The sequence below is a fragment of the Streptomyces marokkonensis genome (assembly GCF_008312835.1).
Taxonomy (GTDB): Bacteria; Actinomycetota; Actinomycetes; order Streptomycetales; family Streptomycetaceae; genus Streptomyces; species Streptomyces marokkonensis_A.
The window spans coordinates 243,825-264,573 of the sequence record NZ_VSKS01000011.1; the positions used below are offsets into that span (position 1 = coordinate 243,825).

General features: G+C 70.7%; 18 protein-coding genes, 1 rRNA gene, 1 pseudogene and 1 riboswitch. Of the genes and pseudogenes, 7 read left to right on the top strand and 13 right to left on the bottom strand.

Annotated features, from left to right (window positions below; translation table 11 throughout):
- Window positions 1–67: 67 nt before the first annotated feature.
- A complete protein-coding gene (locus F1615_RS20910; protein WP_149550550.1) occupies window positions 68–1,585 on the bottom strand; it encodes a glutamate-cysteine ligase family protein in 1,518 nt (505 codons plus the stop codon).
- A gap of 562 nt (window positions 1,586–2,147) precedes the next feature.
- On the opposite strand from F1615_RS20910, the gene F1615_RS20915 reads away from it, so the two are divergent.
- The 6 genes from F1615_RS20915 (at window position 2,148) to F1615_RS20940 (ending at window position 6,703) form a co-directional block, all read left to right on the top strand.
- The gene (locus F1615_RS20915; protein WP_149550551.1) at window positions 2,148–2,732 is read left to right on the top strand and encodes a hypothetical protein; all 585 of its coding nucleotides are present in this window, start codon (window positions 2,148–2,150) and stop codon (window positions 2,730–2,732) included.
- 310 nt (window positions 2,733–3,042) lie between these two features.
- Window positions 3,043–3,243, top strand: coding sequence for a DUF5999 family protein (locus tag F1615_RS20920; protein ID WP_037935139.1), 201 nt, complete (start codon window positions 3,043–3,045; stop codon window positions 3,241–3,243).
- A gap of 179 nt (window positions 3,244–3,422) precedes the next feature.
- The gene (locus F1615_RS20925; protein ID WP_149550552.1) at window positions 3,423–3,818 is read left to right on the top strand and encodes a TOBE domain-containing protein; all 396 of its coding nucleotides are present in this window, start codon (window positions 3,423–3,425) and stop codon (window positions 3,816–3,818) included.
- Between the two features lie 162 nt (window positions 3,819–3,980).
- Entirely contained in the window at window positions 3,981–4,778 is a 798-nt protein-coding gene (modA, locus tag F1615_RS20930) for a molybdate ABC transporter substrate-binding protein (RefSeq protein WP_149550553.1), read from the top strand.
- Window positions 4,775–5,602 (top strand): ABC transporter permease, encoded by an 828-nt coding sequence (locus F1615_RS20935; protein ID WP_149550554.1) that lies wholly within the window; start codon window positions 4,775–4,777, stop codon window positions 5,600–5,602. Before modA ends, F1615_RS20935 begins: the two co-directional genes overlap by 4 nt.
- Window positions 5,603–5,605: 3 nt before the next feature.
- Window positions 5,606–6,703, top strand: coding sequence for an ABC transporter ATP-binding protein (locus F1615_RS20940; protein ID WP_149550555.1), 1,098 nt, complete (start codon window positions 5,606–5,608; stop codon window positions 6,701–6,703).
- 60 nt (window positions 6,704–6,763) lie between these two features.
- Here the strand turns inward: F1615_RS20940 and gcvP are convergent, their stop codons facing one another.
- Entirely contained in the window at window positions 6,764–9,649 is a 2,886-nt protein-coding gene (gcvP, locus tag F1615_RS20945; protein ID WP_149550556.1) for an aminomethyl-transferring glycine dehydrogenase, read from the bottom strand.
- Window positions 9,650–9,823: 174 nt separating this feature from the next.
- Window positions 9,824–9,919: riboswitch (glycine riboswitch) on the bottom strand.
- Between the two features lie 113 nt (window positions 9,920–10,032).
- On the opposite strand from gcvP, the gene F1615_RS20950 reads away from it, so the two are divergent.
- Window positions 10,033–10,407 (top strand): PRC-barrel domain-containing protein, encoded by a 375-nt coding sequence (locus F1615_RS20950; protein ID WP_149550557.1) that lies wholly within the window; start codon window positions 10,033–10,035, stop codon window positions 10,405–10,407.
- Here the strand turns inward: F1615_RS20950 and F1615_RS20955 are convergent.
- The 11 genes and pseudogenes from F1615_RS20955 to rrf form a co-directional block, all read right to left on the bottom strand.
- A pseudogene (locus F1615_RS20955) lies at window positions 10,326–11,809 on the bottom strand (DNA polymerase IV). The gene F1615_RS20950 and the pseudogene F1615_RS20955 sit on opposite strands and share 82 nt — an antisense overlap.
- Before the next feature lie 67 nt (window positions 11,810–11,876).
- A complete protein-coding gene (locus F1615_RS20960; protein ID WP_149550559.1) occupies window positions 11,877–12,560 on the bottom strand; it encodes a MerR family transcriptional regulator in 684 nt (227 codons plus the stop codon).
- 194 nt (window positions 12,561–12,754) lie between these two features.
- Complete coding sequence (locus tag F1615_RS20965) at window positions 12,755–13,228, bottom strand: bifunctional nuclease family protein (RefSeq protein ID WP_004934251.1); 474 nt, start codon at window positions 13,226–13,228, stop codon at window positions 12,755–12,757.
- 81 nt (window positions 13,229–13,309) lie between these two features.
- On the bottom strand, window positions 13,310–14,050 hold the full coding sequence (locus F1615_RS20970; protein ID WP_149550560.1) for a MerR family transcriptional regulator: 741 nt from the start codon (window positions 14,048–14,050) through the stop codon (window positions 13,310–13,312).
- Window positions 14,051–14,088: 38 nt separating this feature from the next.
- Window positions 14,089–15,021 (bottom strand): FHA domain-containing protein, encoded by a 933-nt coding sequence (locus F1615_RS20975; protein WP_167533810.1) that lies wholly within the window; start codon window positions 15,019–15,021, stop codon window positions 14,089–14,091.
- 61 nt (window positions 15,022–15,082) lie between these two features.
- Window positions 15,083–15,970: a DUF881 domain-containing protein gene (locus tag F1615_RS20980; protein WP_244328804.1), complete on the bottom strand. Its 888-nt coding sequence runs from the start codon at window positions 15,968–15,970 to the stop codon at window positions 15,083–15,085.
- A 5-nt stretch (window positions 15,971–15,975) separates the two neighbouring features.
- Entirely contained in the window at window positions 15,976–16,308 is a 333-nt protein-coding gene (locus tag F1615_RS20985; RefSeq protein ID WP_003988855.1) for a small basic family protein, read from the bottom strand.
- Window positions 16,305–17,201 (bottom strand): DUF881 domain-containing protein, encoded by an 897-nt coding sequence (locus F1615_RS20990; protein ID WP_244328805.1) that lies wholly within the window; start codon window positions 17,199–17,201, stop codon window positions 16,305–16,307. The genes F1615_RS20985 and F1615_RS20990 overlap by 4 nt, the downstream gene beginning before the upstream one ends.
- Window positions 17,202–17,308: 107 nt before the next feature.
- The gene (locus F1615_RS20995) at window positions 17,309–19,804 is read right to left on the bottom strand and encodes a mannose-1-phosphate guanyltransferase (protein WP_149550563.1); all 2,496 of its coding nucleotides are present in this window, start codon (window positions 19,802–19,804) and stop codon (window positions 17,309–17,311) included.
- Window positions 19,805–19,918: 114 nt separating this feature from the next.
- Complete coding sequence (locus F1615_RS21000; RefSeq protein WP_149550564.1) at window positions 19,919–20,527, bottom strand: CDP-alcohol phosphatidyltransferase family protein; 609 nt, start codon at window positions 20,525–20,527, stop codon at window positions 19,919–19,921.
- A 108-nt stretch (window positions 20,528–20,635) separates the two neighbouring features.
- Window positions 20,636–20,749 (bottom strand): 5S ribosomal RNA (gene rrf / locus F1615_RS21005); the annotation flags it as partial.

The following is a 20,749-nucleotide window of genomic DNA, read 5'->3' on the forward strand; positions in this document are numbered from 1 at the left end:
TCACCGATCGGTCCGATCAGTATGAGGGCAGCGGCCGCGCGCCCGGCCGGGGGGGGCCGTGCCGCGGTCAGGCCGTGGGCACCGGCTCCGGCAGGCCCACCGGCCAGGTGTGCACGGGTTCTCCCTGTTCCGTCAGCTCGCGGTAGCGGCGGGTGGTGGCGGCCAGGGCGGCTTCCCGGCCCAGGCCGAGGTCGAGGGCGCGGTGGAAGGTCGCGGCCTGCCACGTCGCGCCGTTCACCCGGCGCCGGCACCGCTCCTCGATCACCCCGAGGTACAGGTCGCGGTCGGCGGGCTCGATCCCCCACGCGTCCAGCCCGGCCTCGGCGAGCGGCAGCAGCTCGTCCCGTACGAGGGTGACCGCGTCCACCTCTCCGAGACCGCCCAGGCGACCGCGCCGGGGCCAGGTGAGGCGGGCGTCGATGCCGTGCCTGCAGGCGGCGTCGAAGTTCGCGGCGGCGGCCTCGAAGGGCAGGCGGGTCCACACCGGTCGGCTGTCCTCCGCGAGGGCGCGGACCACTCCGTAGTAGAAGGCCGCGTTGGCGATGACGTCCGTGATGGTGGGGCCGGCGGGCAGCACGCGGTTCTCCACCCGCAGGTGGGGGACGCCGTCGGCGATGCCGTACACGGGCCGGTTCCAGCGGTAGACGGTGCCGTTGTGCAGGACGAGTTCGGCGAGCGTGGGGATGCCGCCCCGGTCAAGGACCTCGAGCGGGTCCTCGTCGTCGCAGATCGGCAGCAGGGCCGGGTAGTAGCGCAGGTTCTCCTCGAAGAGGTCGAACGCCGAGGTCACCCACCGCTCCCCGAACCAGGTGCGCGGCCGCACGCCCTGGGCCTGCAGCTCGGGCGGTCGGGTGTCGGTGGACTGCTGGAACAGCGGGGGCCGCGACTCGCGCCACAGTTCACGCCCGAACAGGAACGGCGAGTTGGCGCCGACGGCGATCTGCGCCGCGGCGACGGCCTGGGCCGCGTTCCACACTCCCGCGAAGCGTTCCGGGGTGACCTGGAGGTGCAGCTGCACCGAGGTGCAGGCGGCCTCGGGGGCGATCGACTTCGAGGTGCAGCTGAGCCGCTCCACACCGTCGATGTCGAGGGTGAAGTCCTCACCGCGCGCGGCCACGATCTGGTCGTTGAGCAATGCGTAGCGGTCGACATCGGAAAGGTTCGAGGAGACGAGGTCGTCCCGGTCCAGAGTCGGCAGGATGCCGATCATCACGATGCCCGCGTCCACCTCGGCGGCTTTCCGGTCGGCATACGCGAGCGAGGTGCGCAGCTCCTCGTCGAGCCGGTCGAATACCCGCCCGCTCAATCGGTGGGGCGCGATGTTCACTTCCAGATTGAACATCGCGAGTTCCGTCTGGAAGTCCCTGCTGGCGATCCGTTCGAGGACTTGCGCATTCAACATTTTCGGCATGCCGTCGGCGCCCGCGAGATTCAATTCGATCTCCAGCCCCATCAGGTTCTTGGGGCGGTCGAACCGCTTCTCCGCCAGGAGTCGCTCCAAGCCCGTCAGGCAGCTGCGGAGCTTCTCGCGGTAGCGCTGGCGATCGGACAGGTCGAACTGACCTGCCACGACCTTCTCCCCCATCGAAGCGTCCCTCCTCGGATGGGCGGACCGAAGAACGGCCGCCGGGGTCCCGGTCCACACAGGAGGATGCCCCGCGGATGCGATCGATAACGCCCCGGACCCGACTGTCGGCCGCTAGTCTGGTCGATGAAGACCAGTGGCACATTCACGGGGCATGGCACAGAACGCATGGTGCGGGTCGGATACGAACTCGTGAAAAACGCCGACGCGAATGGGCCGACCGCTTGACGGTCGTTATCCGAGGTCACCGGCGTGCACCCTGTCTGGAATCGGGATGATTTTCGCGTTTCTCCGGCCAGAAGTACCCTTGCTCGCGCGGCCGAAAACAGCTAGCCGAAACAAAGCCTGAACACGCGTCGTATAAACTTTGCCCACAAGGCAGAAGGTGGGCGCCCACGGTCGATCGATCCAGCCGGAAGACGGCGTGCGGCAGTCCTCATCCCCGTCTCCCGCGTTCGGACCCCGGTCCCTGCCTCTCTGACCTTCGCGAGCTGACAGCGCCGTCCGCCACGCCCTGCCCCGCCCTCGCGCCACTGTGCCTTCGAATGAGAGGCGACCCACCATGCCGCTGCATGTCCCCCCGGCTCCCGCGCCCGCACTGCGTTCCGTCCTGACCGCGCTCTCCTCACCGACCGCGGTGCGTGAGGCGCGAACTCCCTCCCTGCTCGGCGCGCGGGGACCCGCCTCGCCCGAGCTTCCCCTCCCCGTGCACGTCCTGGACCGGGTCACCGCCGAGGGCGGAACCGCGACACGGCTGGCCGGGTGGCGTTTCCTGATCCGCACCGGCGACCGCGCGGTGGCCGCCGCGGACACCGTGCTCACCGCGGACGGATGGACCTTCTCCCGCTTCTTCGAGGGCCCGTACATCCCGTCCACCGAGCTCGCCCTGCGCCAGGCCGAGGCCATGACCCAGCCGTACCAGCCGCGGCTGCTGTCGGTGCCCGGCCTCTACATGCTGGCGCTGTGGCTGCACGGCGATCCCACCGCGGACGGGGCCGGCGGCCGGCCCGCCGCCACCGACCTGCTCGTCCCGCTCGCGCCGGCACCGCCCGGCATCGCGGCCCACCGCCCGCACCGGGTCACCGAACTGCTTCCGGTGCTGACGCACCGGGTGACCCCGACCCGGCTGCTCGGCTCACCCGCCTGACGTTCCGGCATCGCGTACCCCGTCGTCCGGCCACTCCGGACGACGGGGTGCGCGCATGCGGACTAGCCCCATTCGGCCACGGCGAACCACCCGAAGTGACAGTGCAGTTGGGATGAACCGTCCGCGCGGGTGATGCGTCATCAACCTGTGAGGAGCGGTGCCGCGAAATCCCTGCGGATCGTCGTCCGTGGGGCAACACTGGTTTCCGACCGACTTATCACAACGGGGGGCGGTCATGAACGAGGCTTCACGCCGCGGAACTGAATCGACAGCCGACTCACAGGTCACCACAGAGCGAGAGAACCCACCCATGTGCCAGCACCAGCCACCGTGCCCCTCAGCCGACTCCGCCGACCGGGAATCCGCCCGTCTCGTGGCGCACCACCCGGAGCAGGGCTGGAGCCTGCTGTGCAACGGTGTCGTGCTCTTCGAGGACACCGGCGAGCTCCTGCCCGACGGCAGGATCATCGCCCCGCAGCGTCCCCGGGGCGCCAGCCTGACCACCGCCTGAGCGGGGCCTGGCGCCACCGGGCGGACAGGGGCCGGACCGCGGGACTCCCCGCGAGCCGGCCCCGACGCGTGTCCGGGGCACATCACTCACCGTAGTCCCGGACACGGAGCGGGGTGACCGGCGCCTCCCGCCTCGGCGCCGGCCCGCCGCTCGCCGGACCGCGCCCTATCGTGACGGTCATGGAGTCCTACACGATCGGCCAGGCAGCGAGGCTGCTCGGCGTGAGCCCGGACACCGCCCGCCGCTGGGCGGACGCGGGGCGCCTCACCACGCACCGCGACGAGGGCGGACGGCGGCTCGTCGACGGGCGGGACCTCGCCGCCTTCTCCGTCGAACTCGCCAGGGCGGGCACCACCGAGGAGGACACCCCGTACACCTCCGCGCGCAACGCCTTCCCCGGCATCGTCACGGCGATCAAGCTCGGCGACGTCGCCGCCCAGGTCGAGATCCAGGCCGGCCCGCACCGCCTCGTCTCCCTGCTCACCCGCGAGGCCGTCGAGGAACTGGGCCTGGAAGTCGGCGTGGAGGCCACCGCACGGGTGAAGTCGACAAACGTGCATATCGACCGCACCTGAGCGGAAGGGCGCGCCTGCGAGAACGCACATGCGTGCCTGCACGCCGCTTTTCCTCGCTTGTGCGATGAGACAGGGGACAACTGCCTCGCAGACGCGTCAGTATGATCGGCGTACCGGAAGGGCCGTGCGGGCGCTTCCGCCGACCTGTCGAGGGAGTCAGCGATGCCCCGTTCCGCCCACCGGTCACACCGGGCCGCAGGCCTCGGGGCCATCGCGCTGCTCACGCTGAGCGCCTGTTCGCCGTCCGGCTCCGGCTCCTCCTCCGGCTCGGGCGGAGAGGACGTGAGCGGCACGGTCACCGTCTTCGCGGCCGCCTCGCTGAAGGAGGGCTTCACGGAGCTGGGCGAGCGGTTCGAGAGGAAGCACCCGGGGGCCCGGGTCACCTTCAACTTCAGCGGCAGCGACTCCCTGGCGGCCGGCATCAACAACGGCGCCCCCGCCGACGTGTTCGCGGCGGCCAGCGCCAGGACGATGCGGCTCGTCACGGACGAGGGTCACACGGCGGGCAGTCCGGGCACCTTCGTCCGCAACCGGCTGCAGATCGCCACCGAGCCGGGCAACCCGCACCGGATCGACTCCCTGCGGGACCTGACCGCCCCGGGCCTGAAAGTCGTGCTGTGCGACAGGACGGTGCCCTGCGGCGCCGCCGCGCGGACCGCGCTCACGGCCGCGGGCGTCGGGCTGACACCCGCCTCCTACGAGCAGGACGTCAGGAGCGCGCTGACGAAGGTCGAACTCAAGGAGGCGGACGCCGCCGTCGTGTACCGCACGGATGTGCGCGCGGCCGGTGACAAGGTGGAGGGCGTGGAGTTCCCGGAGTCCGCCGAGGCCGTCAACGACTATCCGATCGCCCGGCTCGAGAACGCCCCGAACCCCTCGGCGGCGAAGGCGTTCGTGGAGCTGGTGAGGTCGGAGGAGGGCCGGAAGGTGCTGGGCGAGGCGGGGTTCCTGAAGCCATGACCACCGGCCGGGAAGCTCCCCCGAAGGCCCGCCCCCGCTCGCCGGGCCGCGGTGTCCCGCTCGCCCTCCTCGTGCCCGCCCTCGTGGGCCTGGCGTTCCTCCTGGTACCTCTGCTGGCCCTCCTCCTCCGGGCTCCCTGGCGCAGCCTCCCCGAACAGCTGGCCAGCCCCGAGGTGTGGCAGGCGCTGCGCCTGTCACTGTTCTGCGCCACGGCGGCGACCGCCCTGAGCCTGGTCGTCGGCGTCCCGCTGGCCTGGCTGCTGGCCCGGACGGACTTCCCCGGCCGGGGCCTGGTCCGCGCCCTGGTGACGCTCCCGCTGGTGCTGCCCCCGGTGGTGGGCGGTGTCGCCCTGTTGCTCGCGCTGGGGCGCAACGGCGTCGTGGGCCAGTGGCTGGACGCGTGGTTCGGCGTCACCCTGCCGTTCACCACCGCGGGCGTCGTCCTCGCGGAGACGTTCGTGGCGATGCCGTTCCTCGTCATCAGCGTCGAGGGCACGCTGCGGGCCGCGGACCCGCGCTTCGAGGAGGCGGCCGCCACGCTGGGCGCGTCCCGGTTCACCGCGTTCCGCCGCGTCACCCTGCCCCTGATCGCCCCGGGAATCGCCGCCGGTGCCGTCCTGGCCTGGGCCAGGGCCCTCGGCGAGTTCGGCGCGACGATCACCTTCGCCGGCAACTTCCCCGGCCGCACCCAGACCATGCCGCTGGCGGTCTACCTGGCCCTGCAGAACGACCCGGCGGCCGCGATCGCGCTCAGCCTCGTCCTGCTGGCGGTGTCCATCGCCGTACTCGCGGGGCTCCGGGACCACTGGATGAGGACCGTCTGACCCATGCCGAAGATTCCCGAGACCCTGCCCGGCCCGGCGGGCGCCGTGCCCGGGCCCGCCCCCGAGGGACTGGACGCCCGGCTCGTCGTGGACCGCGGCACCTTCCGCCTGGACGTCGCGCTGACCGCCGCGCCCGGCGACGTCGTCGCCCTGCTCGGGCCGAACGGGGCCGGCAAGACCACCGCCCTGCGTGCCCTGGCGGGCCTGGCCCCCCTCACCGCGGGCCATCTGCGCCTGGACGGCGCGGAACTGCACCGCACGCCGCCGGAGTCCCGTCCTGTGGGTGTCGTCTTCCAGGACTACCTGCTCTTCCCGCATCTGACCGCCCTGGACAACGTGGCCTTCGGGCCCCGCTGCCGGGGCGCCGGGAAGGCGGAGGCACGGGCCCGGGCCGCCGCGTGGCTGGACCGCATGGGGCTGGCCGAGCACGCCGGCACCAGGCCCCGGCACCTGTCCGGCGGTCAGGCCCAGCGAGTGGCACTCGCCCGCGCCCTGGCCACCCACCCCCGGCTGCTGCTCCTGGACGAACCGCTCGCCGCCCTGGACGCCCGTACCAGGCTGGAGGTGCGGGCACAGCTGCGCCGTCATCTGGCCGCCTTCGAGGCCGTGGCGGTCCTGGTCACGCACGACCCGCTGGACGCCATGGTGCTGGCCGACCGCCTGGTGGTCGTGGAGCGGGGCCGGATCGTGCAGGAGGGCACGCCGTCCGACATCGCCCGCCACCCGCGCACCGGGTACATCGCCCAGCTGGTCGGCCTCAACCTCTACCGCGGGCAGGCCGACGGCCACACGGTGCGGCTCGACGCGGGTCCCGCCGTCAGCACCACGGAGGACCTCTCCGGGCCGGCGTTCGTGGCCTTCCCGCCCGGCGCCGTCACCCTGTACCGGGACCGGCCCACGGGCTCCAGCGCCCGCAACCTCTGGCGCTGCGCGGTCGCCGGCCTCGAGACCCACGGGGACCAGATCCGCGCGGAGCTCACCGGCGAACTGTCCCTCGCCGCCGACCTGACCACGGTCGCCGCGGCCGAACTCGACCTGCGTCCGGGCGCACCGGTCTGGGCGGCGGTCAAGGCGACGCAGACGCACGCGTACCCGGCCTGAGGGCCGGTCCAGGCACGCCGGAGGGCCCCGCTCCAGCCGAGCGGAGCCCTCCTCGGTGCGTCAGTCCTCGTACGCGTCCAGCGGCGGGCAGGAGCAGACCAGGTTCCGGTCGCCGAAGGCCTGGTCGATGCGGCGCACCGGCGGCCAGTACTTGTCGGCGGCGCTCACCCCCGCCGGGAAGACCGCCTCCTCGCGGGCGTACGCGTGGTCCCACTCCCCGCCGAGGGCGGCGGCGGTGTGCGGGGCGTTGCGCAGCGGGTTGTCGTCCGCGGGCCACTCGCCGGAGCCGACCTTCTCAATCTCCGCACGGATCGCGATCATCGTGTCGCAGAACCGGTCGAGCTCGGCCAGGTCCTCGGACTCGGTGGGCTCGATCATCAGCGTGCCGGCCACCGGGAACGACATCGTCGGCGCGTGGAAGCCGTAGTCGATCAGGCGCTTGGCCACGTCGTCCACGCTCACGCCGGTCGCCTTGGTCAGCGGGCGCAGGTCGATGATGCACTCGTGCGCGACCAGCCCGCCGGGACCGGTGTAGAGGACGGGGTAGTGCGGCTCGAGGCGCTTGGCGATGTAGTTGGCGCTGAGCACGGCCACCTGCGTGGCCCGCTTGAGCCCCTCACCGCCCATGAGGCGGACGTACGCCCAGGAGATGGGCAGGATGCCCGCGGAGCCCCAGGGCGCCGCCGAGATGGGCCCCACGCCCGTCTCCGGCCCGGCCTCGGGCTGGAGCGGGTGGTTCGGCAGGTACGGGGCGAGATGCGCCCGCACGCCGACCGGTCCGACGCCGGGGCCGCCGCCGCCGTGCGGGATGCAGAAGGTCTTGTGCAGGTTCAGGTGGGAGACGTCGCCGCCGAAGTGGCCCGGCTTGGCCAGACCGACCAGGGCGTTGAGGTTGGCGCCGTCCACGTACACCTGGCCGCCGGCCTCGTGCACCTCCGCGCAGATGTCGGCGACGTGCTCCTCGAACACACCGTGCGTCGAGGGGTACGTGATCATCAGCACCGCGAGCTCGTCGCGGTACTGCCCGATCTTCGCCCGCAGGTCCGCGACGTCGATCTCGCCGTCGTCCGACGTCTTGACCACGACGACCTTCATTCCGGCCATCACGGCGCTGGCGGCGTTGGTGCCGTGCGCGGAGGACGGGATCAGGCAGACGGTGCGCTGCTCGTCGCCGTTGGCGCGGTGGTAGCCGCGCACGGCGAGCAGACCGGCCAACTCGCCCTGGGAACCGGCGTTGGGCTGCAGCGACACCTTGTCGTAGCCGGTGACCTCGGCGAGACGTTCCTCCAGCTCGTGGATGAGCGTGAGGTAGCCCTGCGCCTGCTCGGCGGGCACGAAGGGGTGCAGCTGCCCGAACTCGGGCCAGGTGACCGGCTCCATCTCGGTGGTCGCGTTGAGCTTCATGGTGCAGGAGCCCAGCGGGATCATGCCGCGGTCCAGCGCGTAGTCGCGGTCGGCGAGCCGGCGCAGGTAGCGCAGCATCGCGGTCTCGGAGCGGTGCTGCTGGAAGACGGGGTGCGTCAGGTACTCGTCGTTGCGCAGCAGGGCGTCCGGCAGCGTGTCCCGCGCCGCCGTGTCCAGGGCCTCGATGTCGCCCTCGACGCCGAAGGCGCTCCACACGGCGGCGAGGTGCGCCCTGGTGGTGGTCTCGTCACAGGCGACCGAGACGTGGTCGGCGTCGACGAGACGCAGGTTGACGCCGTTGTCGCGGGCGGCGGCGACGACCTCGGCGGCCCGCCCGGCGACGCGCACGGTCAGCGTGTCGAAGTACGAGCCGTGCACGATCTCCGCTCCGCCGGCCCGCAGACCCTCGGCGAGGATCGTGGCGTACCGGTGGGTGCGCCGGGCGATGATCCTCAGCCCCTCCGGTCCGTGGTGGACGGCGTACATGCCGGCCATGACGGCGAGCAGCACCTGGGCGGTGCAGATGTTGCTGGTGGCCTTCTCGCGGCGGATGTGCTGCTCACGGGTCTGGAGGGCGAGGCGGTAGGCCTTGTGCCCGTCCGCGTCGACGGAGACGCCGACGAGGCGCCCGGGCAGGCTGCGCGCCATCTTCTCCTGCACGGCCATGTATCCGGCGTGCGGTCCGCCGAAGCCCATCGGCACACCGAAGCGCTGCGTGGTGCCGACCGCGATGTCCGCGCCCAGCTCCCCGGGCGACCTCAGCAGGGTGAGGGCGAGCAGGTCGGCGGCGACGGTGACGAGCGCGCCGAGCCCGTGCGCCTGGTCGATCACCGGCTTGATGTCGCGTACGGCGCCGGAGGCGCCCGGGTACTGAATCAGTACGCCGTTGATCTCGCGCTCGGCGAGCTCGGCGGGGATGCCGTCGCTCAGGTCGGCGACGACGACCTCGACGCCGGTCGGCTCGGCGCGGGTCTCGATCACGGCGATCGTCTGCGGAAGGGCGTCCGCGTCGACCAGGAACAGGCCCTTCTTGTTCTTGCCCATGCGCCGCGACAGCGCCATCGCCTCGGCGGCGGCGGTGCCCTCGTCGAGCAGGGAGGCGCCGGAGGTCGGCAGGCCGGTGAGCTCGGCGACCACGGTCTGGAAGTTCAGCAGCGCCTCGAGCCGGCCCTGGGAGATCTCCGGCTGATACGGCGTGTAGGCCGTGTACCAGGCGGGGTTCTCCATCACATTGCGCAGGATGACCGGCGGGGTGAAGGTGCCGTAGTACCCGAGCCCGATCATGGAGCCGAGCACCTTGTTGCGGTCGGCCAGCGACCGCAGCTCGGCCAGTACCTCGGCCTCGCTCCGCGCACCCGGAAGGTCCAGCGCGTCGGCGTTCTTGATGACATCCGGCACGGCGGCGGCCGTCAGCTCGTCCAGCGAGCCGTACCCCACCTGGGCGAGCATCTTGGCCCGGGCCTCGTGGTCGGGGCCTATGTGGCGCTGTTCGAAGGGGATTCCCTGTTCGAGCTCGGAGAGCGGAGTGCGAGGGGCGGTCATTGAGGAGGCCTCCTGGTCCGACGACCTTCGAGGGGCACCACGGCGCAGGTGCCCGGACGGCCTCCCCCTCTGTCATCTCAACCTGAGAGCTTCACCGGACCGCCCGAGGGGATCCGGCTTTCACCGTCGGTGAGAGCGGAAGCCGTCGACACCCGCCCTGCTTTCCAGAGTGACCTCGTCCGTGCGGTACGTGTGCCTGAGAGATTCCGGGGAGGATTTGCTCCTTCGGCGCCTCCGATGGTGCCTGGAGGACTCTCCCGCACGGGGTCAGCGGCCGATTGCCAGCGTACCAGCGAGCACCACGCCGGGGCCTCGAGTGGCCGCACGGTCGATTGTGCCGTTTTGTAGTGCTTACGGATGAGTTTGCGACCAGTGGAGGGCCCGTGCAGACCGACATCGATCCGCGCCACCTGATCGGCCGCAAGGCCTTCGACCGCAACGGAACCCGGATCGGCACGATCGACGAGGTGTACCTCGACGACGCCACCGGCGTACCGGAATGGGCGGCGATACGCACCGGTCTGTTCAGCAGGGACGCCTTCGTCCCCCTGGAGCCCAGCGAACTGATCGACGGCGCCCTCCACGTGCCGTTCGAACGCGCCCTGATCAAGGACGCCCCCGACTTCGGCGTGGGCCGCCACCTCTCCCCCGAGCAGGAGCTCCAGCTCTACCACCACTACGGTCTGGACATCGCCGCCCCTCCTGCCCTGCCGGACCGCGACTTCGGCAGGCTCGCGGGGAAGGACAAGCAGGTCTGACCCGCCCTTCTCACCCGCTCTGCGGCCCCGTCCCTCCGCCGGCCCGCACGCCCTCGCTCTCCTCCGGTCCCCGTGACACCAGCGGCAGCGGCTCCGCCGGTTCCAGGGCCGGGTCGTCGACGCGGAAGGTCTTCACCCGGCCGGGCTCCGAGCCGGGGGTCTCGAAGCGCACCGTGACCCGGCCCAGTCCGCTGCCCTGCACCCACCCGTGTCCGTGTACGGCGTGCCGTACGTCGTGTCCCGCCGGCCAGCGCCGCTCGGCGGGCGCCGGGCTCTCCGCCGCGGGCACGGCCTCGGGCTCCTCACCGGCCGGTTCCTCCGTGCCACCGCCCGCCGCCTGCGCGAACAGGTCCTCCTGCGTGTAGTCGGCCAGTCCGCTGACGCCCACCCCGAGCAGCCGCACCCCGCCCGTGGTGTCGACCGAGTCCAGCAGCCGTGCCGCGGCCTCCCGCACCACGGCCGGATCGTCGGTGGGCCCGCGCAGGGTCTCCGACCGGGTCAGCGTGGAGAAGTCGTACCGCCGTACCTTCAGCACGATGGTCCGCCCGGACAGCCCCGCCCCGCGCAGTCTGCGCACACACCGGTCGGCGAGCCGCTGCACCTCCGTCCCGACCCGCCCCCGGTCGTGGATGTCCACGTCGTACGTGTCCTCGACCGACACCGACTTGGTCTCCCGCTCGGCCACCACCGGCCGCTCGTCGCGCGCCAGCGCCATCGCGAACAGCGCGTGCCCGTGGGCCCGGCCCAGCAGCCGTACGAGCTCGTCCTCCCCCGCCTCGGCGAGCTCGCCGACCGTGTGGATCCCGGCCCGGCGCAGGTGGTCCCCGGTCGCCGGGCCCACGCCCGGCAGGGTCCGGACCGTCAGCGGTCCCAGCAGCGCCCGCTCCGTCCCCGGCTCGATCAGCACCAGCCCGTCCGGTTTCGCCTGCTCCGACGCGATCTTCGCCAGCATCTTGGAGGCCGCCAGTCCCACCGATCCGGTGAGCCCCGTGACCGCCCGTATGTCCGCGCGGAGCTTCGTCCCGGCCAGGCGGGCCGACCGCTCGTCCCAGGCGGTGCCGCCGGCCTCCAGGTCCACGAACGCCTCGTCCAGGCTGAGCGGCTCCACCAGGGGCGACAGGGCCCGCAGCAGCCCCATCACCTGCTCGCTGATCGACCGGTAGAGAGCGAACCGCGGCACCAGATACGCGGCGTTCGGCGCCAGCCGCCGGGCCTGGGCCATGGGCATCGCCGAGTGGACGCCGAACACCCGGGCCTCGTACGAGGCGGTGGCGACCACACCGCGCGGCCCGAGCCCGCCCACGACGACGGCCTTCCCGCGCAGACTCGGCTTCGACGCCTGCTCCACCGAGGCGAAGAAGGCATCCATGTCGAGATGCAGGATCGTGGGCGCGGATCTCACATGTCCGATGCTGCCCTACGCCACTGACAACGCCCTCCTCAGAGGGCCCGGAACCGCCTGGCAGGCCTCAGACGGCCCTGTTGCGCCGACGCGCCAGCTCGTCCATCGGGTTGTGGCCGACCAGGGTCTCCCCGGTCTCGACGCGCTCCCCGTGCAACTGCGACAGCGCGCTCTCGACGTCCCGCCACACCACGCCCACCGCGATGCCGAAGACTCCCTGGCCGCCCTGGAGCAGGGCGTGCACCTCGTCGGGCGAGGTGCACTCGTAGACCATGGCTCCGTCGCTCATCAGCGTCATGCGCTCCAGGTCGCTGAAGCCGCGCTCGCGCAGATGCTGCACGGCGGTGCGGATGTTCTGCAGGGAGACGCCCGTGTCCAGGAACCGCTTCACGATCTTCAGTACGACGACGTCGCGGAAGCTGTACAGCCGCTGCGTCCCCGACCCGTGGGCCGGTCGCACGCTGGGCTCGACCAGCCCGGTACGGGCCCAGTAGTCGAGCTGCCGGTAGGTGATGCCGGCGGCGGCGCAGGCCGTGGGCCCCCGGTAACCGATCTCCTCGGACGCCATGGCCGCCGCTCCTCCACCGCTCGCCACGGCCGTCGGCCGCTGCGGAACGTGATCGATCGCGCTGCCCTGCACCGGATACGCCCCTCCCGCGCGGAGCCGCGAGCTCTGGGGAGGATACGGCCCGCTCGCCCCGAAACCGGGTTCGGGGGCACCCCCAGCCGTACCGTCGCCGCTGCTTCTCACGCCGACCTCCGTCCTTGACCTGCCTCCTCGACGGTAGGCAGTCACCAAGGGTGCGTCAACGATCGCCACACTCGGCACGCCGAGTGATAATCACCCTAAGAGTGGTTTACCGTGCCCAATCTCGGGGAAAGGCTAGCCGAATGCCTTCCGCCGGGACCGTTGCGGCCGACTGACGCGGTGGCGACCGCAGGCACTCACTGGTTGCTGGTTCCGAAGTCCTCCGGCGAGATCTGGTCGAGGAACTCGCGGAACTTCTCCACCTCGTCCTCCTGCTCGTCCGGGATGGCGATTCCGGCGTCGTCGAGCACCGTGTCGCTGCCGTAGATCGGCGTACCCGTGCGCAGTGCCAGCGCTATGGCGTCGGAGGGACGGGCACTCACCTCAACCCCGCTGGCGAAGACCAGCTCCGCGTAGAAGACGCCCTCGCGCAGGTCGGTGATGCGGACTTCCGTGAGCTCCTGTCCGACGGCTTCCAGCACGTCCTTGAACAGGTCGTGGGTCAGCGGCCGTGCGGGTGCCATGCCCTGCTGGGCGAAGGCGATGGCCGTCGCCTCCCCCGGTCCGATCCAGATGGGGAGGTAGCGGTCGCCGCCCACTTCACGCAACAGCACGATCGGTTGGTTGGAGGGCATTTCGACCCGGACACCTACGACATCGAGCTCGTTCACACAGCAACCCTAGGCCGTGCCCGGGACGTTTGGGTAGTCGGGCAGGGAACGGGTGGCCGATCCGGCCCGCCGCCCCTCCCCTCAGGGCAGCCGAACACCTAGCGCCGACCGCACCAGCGCCGCGTGCAGTCCCGCCGTGAGCCCGGCCAGCTCCTTCGTACGGGCCGCGGCGTGCGCCCTGGTCTGCGGGTTGCGGTGGCGCCGCAACGGGGCGACGACCTGGTCCACCAGGCCGGCCTCCCGGTCGGCGGCGGCCTTCATCGCCCTCAGATGACGTGGCTCGATCCCGAAGCGCCCCAGCTCGGTGATGAGCCCGGCGACGGTCACCGCCTCGGCGTCGTACACCCCGTCCTCGACCGGGGAGAGCAGCCCGTACGACTCCCACTCGGCGAGCTCGGCTTCCTCGACGCCCGCGGCCGCGAGCAGCTGAGCGCGCCCGACGCGGGCCGCCGTGGGCCCGTCGGCGGCCAATTCCCGAGCGACCTCACCGTCACCCGGACGGCTCAGCGCCGGCAGCTGGACGGCCTCTCCGCGCTCCATGGCCGCCAAGTGCTCACGGATCACCTTGAGCGGCAGGTAGTGGTCCCGCTGCATCCTCAGCACATGACCGAGACGCTCGACGTCCCCGGCGCTGAACTTGCGGTACCCGGACGGGGTCCGCTGCGGTTCGATCAGCCCCTCCGACTCCAGGAAGCGGATCTTGGAAATGGTGACCTCGGGAAACTCCTCGCGCAGCACGTTCAGCACCGCGCCGATGCTCATCAGCCCGGTGTCCGCCGCGGCGGCGCCGTTACCGGCACCGCCGCTCGGTGTCTGAAGCATGGACCTTCCCTGAAGTTCCCCGGACGGACCCGGGCAGGTCAGTAGCCCCGCTGGCTCGCGTAGAAGACCAGCCGGTACTTGCCGATCTGCACCTCGTCGCCGTTGGACAGGGCGACCTGGTCGATCCGCTCACGGTTGACATAGGTGCCGTTCAGGCTGCCGACGTCGGCCACGGTGAACGAACCGTCCGGGCTGCGGCGGAACTCCACGTGCCGACGGGAGACCGTCACGTCGTCCAGGAAGATGTCGCTCTGCGGGTGACGCCCGGCCGTGGTCAGGTCGCCGTCCAGCAGGAAGCGGCTGCCCGAGTTCGGCCCGCGGCGCACGACCAGGAGCGCGGAGCCCATCGGCAGCGCGTCGACCGCCGCCTGCGCCTCGGGCGAGAGCGTCGGCATCGGCGTCTGGCCGGTGGCCTCGGCGTCGTAGGCCTCGAGACCGGAGATCGAAATCGTGGACGTCGTCTCCGAGGGGCGCTCCGGGGCCACTCCGGGCCTGAGCGGAGCGCCGCAGTTGGAGCAGAAGCGGCTGTTCTCCGCGTTGCGGTTACCGCACCTCGTACAGATCAGGGCCGACATGGACGGATCCTCCTGCCGCGGCTGCCCACCGGGGGCTTGGGACGCGTACGGGTCGGAGTACCCACCACCCGTACCTGAGGTCGACGGCTGCCCGAAACCTATGCCGCCCGACTGCGCGGGGTCAACGGACGGCGCGCCCTGACCCACCTGGTCCCGGAACAGCGGACGCTGACCTTCCGCGTCAGGCTGTGCGCGGTGACGAGCGGTCGCGTTGTCGCTGCCCTCTCGCCGCGCGCTCTTGCCGAACAACTTCGCAAACAACTTCACGGGCGATTCCCCTTGACCGAAACAGACCCGCCCGTGGGGCAGGACGAACCCTGACTGAACACATTGGCCGACCCGGACATCTTCACAACGTCCGCCTCCGCCAGACAGTTTCCACCACGCACCACCCATTCGGTGCGCCGACCCCCCGCAACCTCATGCCCTCGCCGGACTCCCCCCATGCACCCCCGGTTCACTGGGAGGACGACCGAGCGTAGTCAGGCCGCTTCGCCGCCCGCAAGGCATCCACGACGATCTTGGTCGACCGCTCCACGGTAACGGTGGCCTGTTCCTTCTCGAGAGTCTGCACCACGCCTCCGGGGATGTTGAGCGCCGGCTCGAGATCCTGCGGCTTGCCGATGACCTTGAAACGATAGGGCGCGGTGATCTTGTTCCCGTCCACGCCGACCCCGTTCCCCGAATCCGTCAGATAGGTGCCCGCCACCACCCGCACACCGTTCACCTGGATCGCCTCGGCACCGGCCGCGCGCAGCTCCTGGACGGCGTCGAGCAGCATGTTCGCCTCGACCGTCCCCTTCGTGTCCTCGATGGTCATCGTGATCCCGGGCCCCTGCGCGGCCACGGTGCCCGCCAGGACGCCGAGCTGCCGTTCCTTCTCGATCGTCTGTTTCCGGGCCTCTTCCGCCTGGTCGGAGCTGTTCTCCAGCTCGTCGCGCTGCTTCTCGAGTCCCTGCTTCTCGTCCTCAAGACGTTCTGTGCGGTTGTCGAGTTCATCGAGGATGCGCACAAGATCTTCCTGGCGTGCCCCGCGCAGCGCGCTGTCGGTGTCGCTGGTGGAGGCCACCTGCACGGCCAGGCCGAAGCCGAGACCGAACAGCAGCAGGGCGACGATGAGTTGCGCCCGGGTCACCCGCGGCGGCCACAGCCCCTTCACCAGCCGCTGCCGTCCGGTCAGCGCCGGACTGCCCGGCTCCTGCGGAGCGTCCTCCCGCGACGTCGCGGGGGCGGGCACCTCCGCGGGCAGTTCCCGGCGCAGGCCGGCCGGTGTCGGAGACTCGGGAGCGGTCCTGGGCGGGGACACCGCCGGGCGCGTCGACTCGTCGTGCTCGTGCTGACTCATCGGCCTCACGCCCGGAACACATGCCGGCGGATCGCCGCGGCGTTGGAGAAGATGCGGATACCGAGGACGACCACGACACCCGTGGACAGCTGGGCCCCCACGCCGAGCTTGTCGCCGAGGAACACGATCAGTGCGGCGACGACGACGTTCGACAGGAACGACACCACGAAGACCTTGTCGTCGAAGATGCCGTCGAGCATGGCCCGGAGCCCTCCGAACACGGCGTCGAGCGCCGCGACGACGGCGATCGGCAGGTAAGGCTCGACGACCGCCGGAACCTCGGGCCGGACCAACAGTCCGGCCACGACTCCCACGACGAGGCCCAGTACGGCGATCACGATGTGCCCTTCTCGGTTATCGGCTGTGCGGTACGTACGATCACGCTCGGTGCGGCGGGCAGCCGGACGTCCTCCTCCACGGAGATGGCCGTCCGGATGCCGTAGTTCTCCTGAAGGGCGTGCAGATACAGCCCGTCCGCGCTGTTCTGGAAGCGGTCGCTCAGCCGGCCGCCGTCCCCCACCGCCAGCACCGTGTACGGCGGCACCAGAGGTCTGTTGTCGACCAGTATCGCGTCTCCCGCGGCCCTGATCGCCGACAGGGCGGTGAGCCGCTGTCCGTTGATCGAGACGGCCTCGGCCCCCGACTCCCACAGACCGTTGACCACCCGCTGCATGTCACGGTCGCGGACCCGCCCGGTGTCGGAGAACCCCGAGGTCGACCGGGCGTCGCCGTCACCGCCCGCGGTCGCGTCCTTGGCGTCGTCGACCACGAGCCGCACACCGGGCCCGTGCACCGCGGTGGCGCCCGACAGAATGCCCATCAGCGCGGACCGGTCGTTCCCGCCACTGTTGCGGAGCGCCTCGCGCTGCCGTGCGCCCACGTCCGCGCGCAGCTCGTCGACACTGTCCTCAAGCCGGTCCGCGGCCTCGGTCTCCTGATCGATCCGGTCGATCAGCTCTTCGCGCTCCTTGGCGACGACGGGAGCCGCGACCCGCGCCTGCGCGGCACCGACGGTCACGATCAGCGCGGCCAGCACCAGGCCGACGGCGAGACCCAGTTTCGCCCTGAGGGTCTTCGGCAGGCCACCGCTCCCGTCGGCCTTCTTGCGCGCGGCGGCCTCGGCGTATCCGTCGTCGAGGCTGTGGTCCATGACGTTGGTGATCAACGACATGGAGGCGTCCGGGCGCGCGGGCCGCGCGGGTGTGCTCCGAACGGGGGGTTGCTGCGGCATGCCGCACATCGTCGCACGCCGCGGCCACTACCTCCGAACGGCCCTACCGGCGTGCCGGACAGGCCCCGTTGGGGACACTTGTCCGGCACGCACACGTACCGCTCGTTCTACCGTCCCGCGCTGTCCACGACGGCCGACCACTCGTCGAGCAGCGCCTGCGCGGAGGCGTCGTCGGGGCCCTCGGCCCACAGATGGGTGACCGCCTCGGCGGGGTCGGGCAGGACCATCACCCAGCGGCCGTCGGTCTCCACCACACGCACGCCGTCGGTGGTGTCCACGAAGCGGTCTCCGGCCGCCTCGACGACCCGCCGCATCACCAGGCCCTTGACGGCCCACGGGGTCGCCAGGTCCCGCTTGAGCACGTGCGCCCGCGGAATGCGCGCGTCGATCTGGCTGAGCGTGAGCTGGGTGCGCGCCACCAGTCCGATGAGCCGCACGAAGGCCGCGGTGCCGTCGTAGACACTGCTGAACTCGGGGACGATGAAGCCGCCCTTGCCGTCTCCGCCGAAGATCGTCCCTTCCTCGCCGCCCACGCGGGTGAGGTCGTCGGGCGACGTGGTCGTCCACTCGACCTGCGTGCCGTGGTAGGCCGCCACCTGTTCGGCGATCCTCGTGGTGGTCACCGGCAGCGCGACCCTGCCACTGCGCCGTTCGGAGGCGATGAGGTCGAGCATCACGAGCAGCGCCCGGTCGTCCTCGACGATCCGCCCCTTCTCGTCGACCAGGGACAGCCGCTCACCGACGGGGTCGAACCGCACGCCGAACGCGGCACCGGAGGACGCCACGATCTCCCCGAGCCGGACCAGCCCCGCGCGCCGCACGTCGGCCGTCTCCGTCGGCCTGGACTCGTCGAGACCGGGATTGATGGTCAGCGAGTCGACGCCCAGCTTGCCGAGCAGGCTCGGCAGCACCAGGCCGGCGCTGCCGTTGGACGCGTCCACGACCACCTTGAGACCGGACTCCGCGATGCCGGTGATGTCGACGTTGCGCAGCAGGGACCCCGTGTACGAGTCGAAGACGCTCGACGGGAAGTGCAGATCTCCGATCTCACCCGGGAAGGCACGCCGGTACTCCTGCCGCGCGAACACCCGGTCCAGCTTCCGCTGACTGCCCTGCGACAGGTCGGCGCCCTGACCGTCGAAGAACATGATGTCGACGGAGTCCGGCACTCCGGGCGTGGTACGGATCATGATGCCGCCCGCGCTGCCCCGTGCGGTCTGCTGCCGCGCCACGGGCAGCGGTACGTTCTCCAGGTCCCGGACGTCGATGGCGCTGGCCTGCAGCGCGGAGATGACCGCCCGCTTCAGCGCACGGGCACCTCGGGAGTGGTCGCGGGCCGTGGTGACGGTCGAGCCCTTCTTCAGCGTGGTCGCGTACGCGCCGGCCAGCCGCACCGCCAGTTCCGGCGTGATCTCGACGTTCAGGATGCCGGACACGCCACGGGCCCCGAAGAGATGGGCCTGTCCCCTGGACTCCCAGATGACCGAGGTGTTGACGAAGGCACCGGCCTCGATGGTCTTGAACGGGTACACCCGCACATTGCCCTGGACGATCGATTCCTCACCGATCAGGCACTCGTCACCGATGACGGCGCCGTCCTCGATCCGCGCGGCCCGCATGATGTCGGTGTTCTTGCCGACGACGCAGCCCCGCAGGTTGCTGTGCGGCCCGACGTACACGTTGTCGTGGACGACGGCCTTGTGCAGGAAGGCGCCGCTCTTCACGACGACGTTGGACCCGACGACCGTGTGCTCACGGATCTCCGCGCCGGCCTCGACCTTGGCGTAGTCGCCGATGTACAGCGGCCCGCGCAGCACGGCATCGGGGTGGACCTCGGCGCCCTCGGCGACCCACACGCCCGGGGAGATCTCGAAGCCGTCGATGTCGACGTCGACCTTGCCCTCCAGGACGTCGGCCTGCGCCTTCACATAGCTCTCGTGCGTGCCGACGTCCTCCCAGTAGCCCTCGGCGACATAGCCGTAGACGGGCTTGCCCTCCTTCATCAGCTGCGGGAAGACGTCACCGGACCAGTCGACGGGAACGTCGGCCTCGACGTAGTCGAAGACCTCGGGCTCCATGACGTAGATACCGGTGTTCACCGTGTCGGAGAAGACCTGCCCCCAGGTCGGCTTCTCAAGGAAGCGCTCGACCTTGCCTTCCTCGTCCACGATGGTGATGCCGAATTCCAGCGGATTGGGCACGCGGGTCAGGCAGACCGTGACCAGGGCTCCCTTTTCCTTGTGGAAATTGATCAGCTCGGTGAGGTCGAAGTCGGTAAGGGCATCGCCGGAGATGACGAGAAAGGCATCGTCCTTGAGCGCCTCCTCGGCGTTCTTGACGCTCCCGGCGGTACCGAGCGGCTTCTCCTCGTTGGCATAGGTGAGCTCCATGCCGAGCTCTTCGCCGTCACCGAAGTAGTTCTTGACGAGTGACGCAAGGAACTGGACAGTCACAACGGTTTCGTTGAGCCCATGCCTTTTGAGCAGCCTCAGAACGTGCTCCATGATCGGCCGGTTGGCCACCGGCAGGAGCGGCTTGGGCATGCTAGAGGTCATGGGGCGAAGGCGGGTGCCTTCGCCTCCGGCCATCACGACGGCCTTCATGTCGGAAGCGTCCTCCTCGAAGAGACGACGGTCGGGCCGACTTCCCCCGCCAGAGTTGTCCCGCACTTTTCCACTGCGAGCCAGCGCGCCACAATGCGCGCACAATCAGCGAGGTCAATCGGCCACGGCGTCCGCACGGACAAGGCGGCGGACTTGGACCACGTAAAGCACTCCTGCCCACCAATACAGGGTTGTACCCCATCCGGCGAACGCCCAGCCGAAAATAGCAGCGAGTGACGAGATCCAGCCAGTTCCGTCACTGAGCAGGAGCAGTGGGAAGGCATACATCAGGTTGAACGTGGCGGCCTTCCCCAGGAAGTTCACCTGCGGCGGCGGATAGCCGTGCCGCCTGAGGATGCCCACCATCACGAGCAGGACAAGCTCACGGGCCAGCAGTATCGCGGTGAGCCAGAGCGGGAGAATCTCGCGCCAGGTGAGGCCGACGAGAGTCGAGAGGATGTAGAGCCGGTCGGCGGCGGGGTCGAGCAGCCGGCCCAGGCTGCTGATCTGGTTCCATCGCCGCGCGAGCTTGCCGTCCAGGTAGTCGCTGACCCCGCTGAACGCCAGGACCAGGAGCGCCCACCCGTCGCTCTTCGGACCGCCGAACTCCGGCCTGAGGATCAGCCACAGGAACAGGGGTACGCCAACGAGCCGCGCCATGCTGAGCATGTTCGGGATGGTGAGGACGCGGTCTGTCTGGACCCGCGTCTCCTGGACCTCCACCCGGGATCCTCCTGTGGGAAACGTGTCGACGATGCTCCCTGACCTTACCTCAACGCAAAAAAGCTCTGGCTCTCGGGCTGTATGCCCGAGAGCCAGAGCTCACTATTTGTTCGGCGGCGTCCTACTCTCCCACAGGGTCCCCCCTGCAGTACCATCGGCGCTGTAAGGCTTAGCTTCCGGGTTCGGAATGTAACCGGGCGTTTCCCCTACGCTATGACCACC

What these genes read in the sequence shown, in the direction of transcription:
- F1615_RS20910 (WP_149550550.1), bottom strand. Translation starts at nt 1,585, where the DNA reads ATGGGGGAGAAGGTCGTGGCAGGTCAGTTCGACCTGTCCGATCGCCAG.
- F1615_RS20915 (WP_149550551.1), top strand. Translation starts at nt 2,148, where the DNA reads ATGCCGCTGCATGTCCCCCCGGCTCCCGCGCCCGCACTGCGTTCCGTC.
- F1615_RS20920 (WP_037935139.1), top strand. Translation starts at nt 3,043, where the DNA reads ATGTGCCAGCACCAGCCACCGTGCCCCTCAGCCGACTCCGCCGACCGG.
- F1615_RS20925 (WP_149550552.1), top strand. Translation starts at nt 3,423, where the DNA reads ATGGAGTCCTACACGATCGGCCAGGCAGCGAGGCTGCTCGGCGTGAGC.
- modA (WP_149550553.1), top strand. Translation starts at nt 3,981, where the DNA reads ATGCCCCGTTCCGCCCACCGGTCACACCGGGCCGCAGGCCTCGGGGCC.
- F1615_RS20935 (WP_149550554.1), top strand. Translation starts at nt 4,775, where the DNA reads ATGACCACCGGCCGGGAAGCTCCCCCGAAGGCCCGCCCCCGCTCGCCG.
- F1615_RS20940 (WP_149550555.1), top strand. Translation starts at nt 5,606, where the DNA reads ATGCCGAAGATTCCCGAGACCCTGCCCGGCCCGGCGGGCGCCGTGCCC.
- gcvP (WP_149550556.1), bottom strand. Translation starts at nt 9,649, where the DNA reads ATGACCGCCCCTCGCACTCCGCTCTCCGAGCTCGAACAGGGAATCCCC.
- F1615_RS20970 (WP_149550560.1), bottom strand. Translation starts at nt 14,050, where the DNA reads ATGCTTCAGACACCGAGCGGCGGTGCCGGTAACGGCGCCGCCGCGGCG.
- F1615_RS20975 (WP_167533810.1), bottom strand. Translation starts at nt 15,021, where the DNA reads ATGGGTGGTGCGTGGTGGAAACTGTCTGGCGGAGGCGGACGTTGTGAA.
- F1615_RS20980 (WP_244328804.1), bottom strand. Translation starts at nt 15,970, where the DNA reads ATGAGTCAGCACGAGCACGACGAGTCGACGCGCCCGGCGGTGTCCCCG.
- F1615_RS20990 (WP_244328805.1), bottom strand. Translation starts at nt 17,201, where the DNA reads ATGCCGCAGCAACCCCCCGTTCGGAGCACACCCGCGCGGCCCGCGCGC.
- F1615_RS20995 (WP_149550563.1), bottom strand. Translation starts at nt 19,804, where the DNA reads ATGAAGGCCGTCGTGATGGCCGGAGGCGAAGGCACCCGCCTTCGCCCC.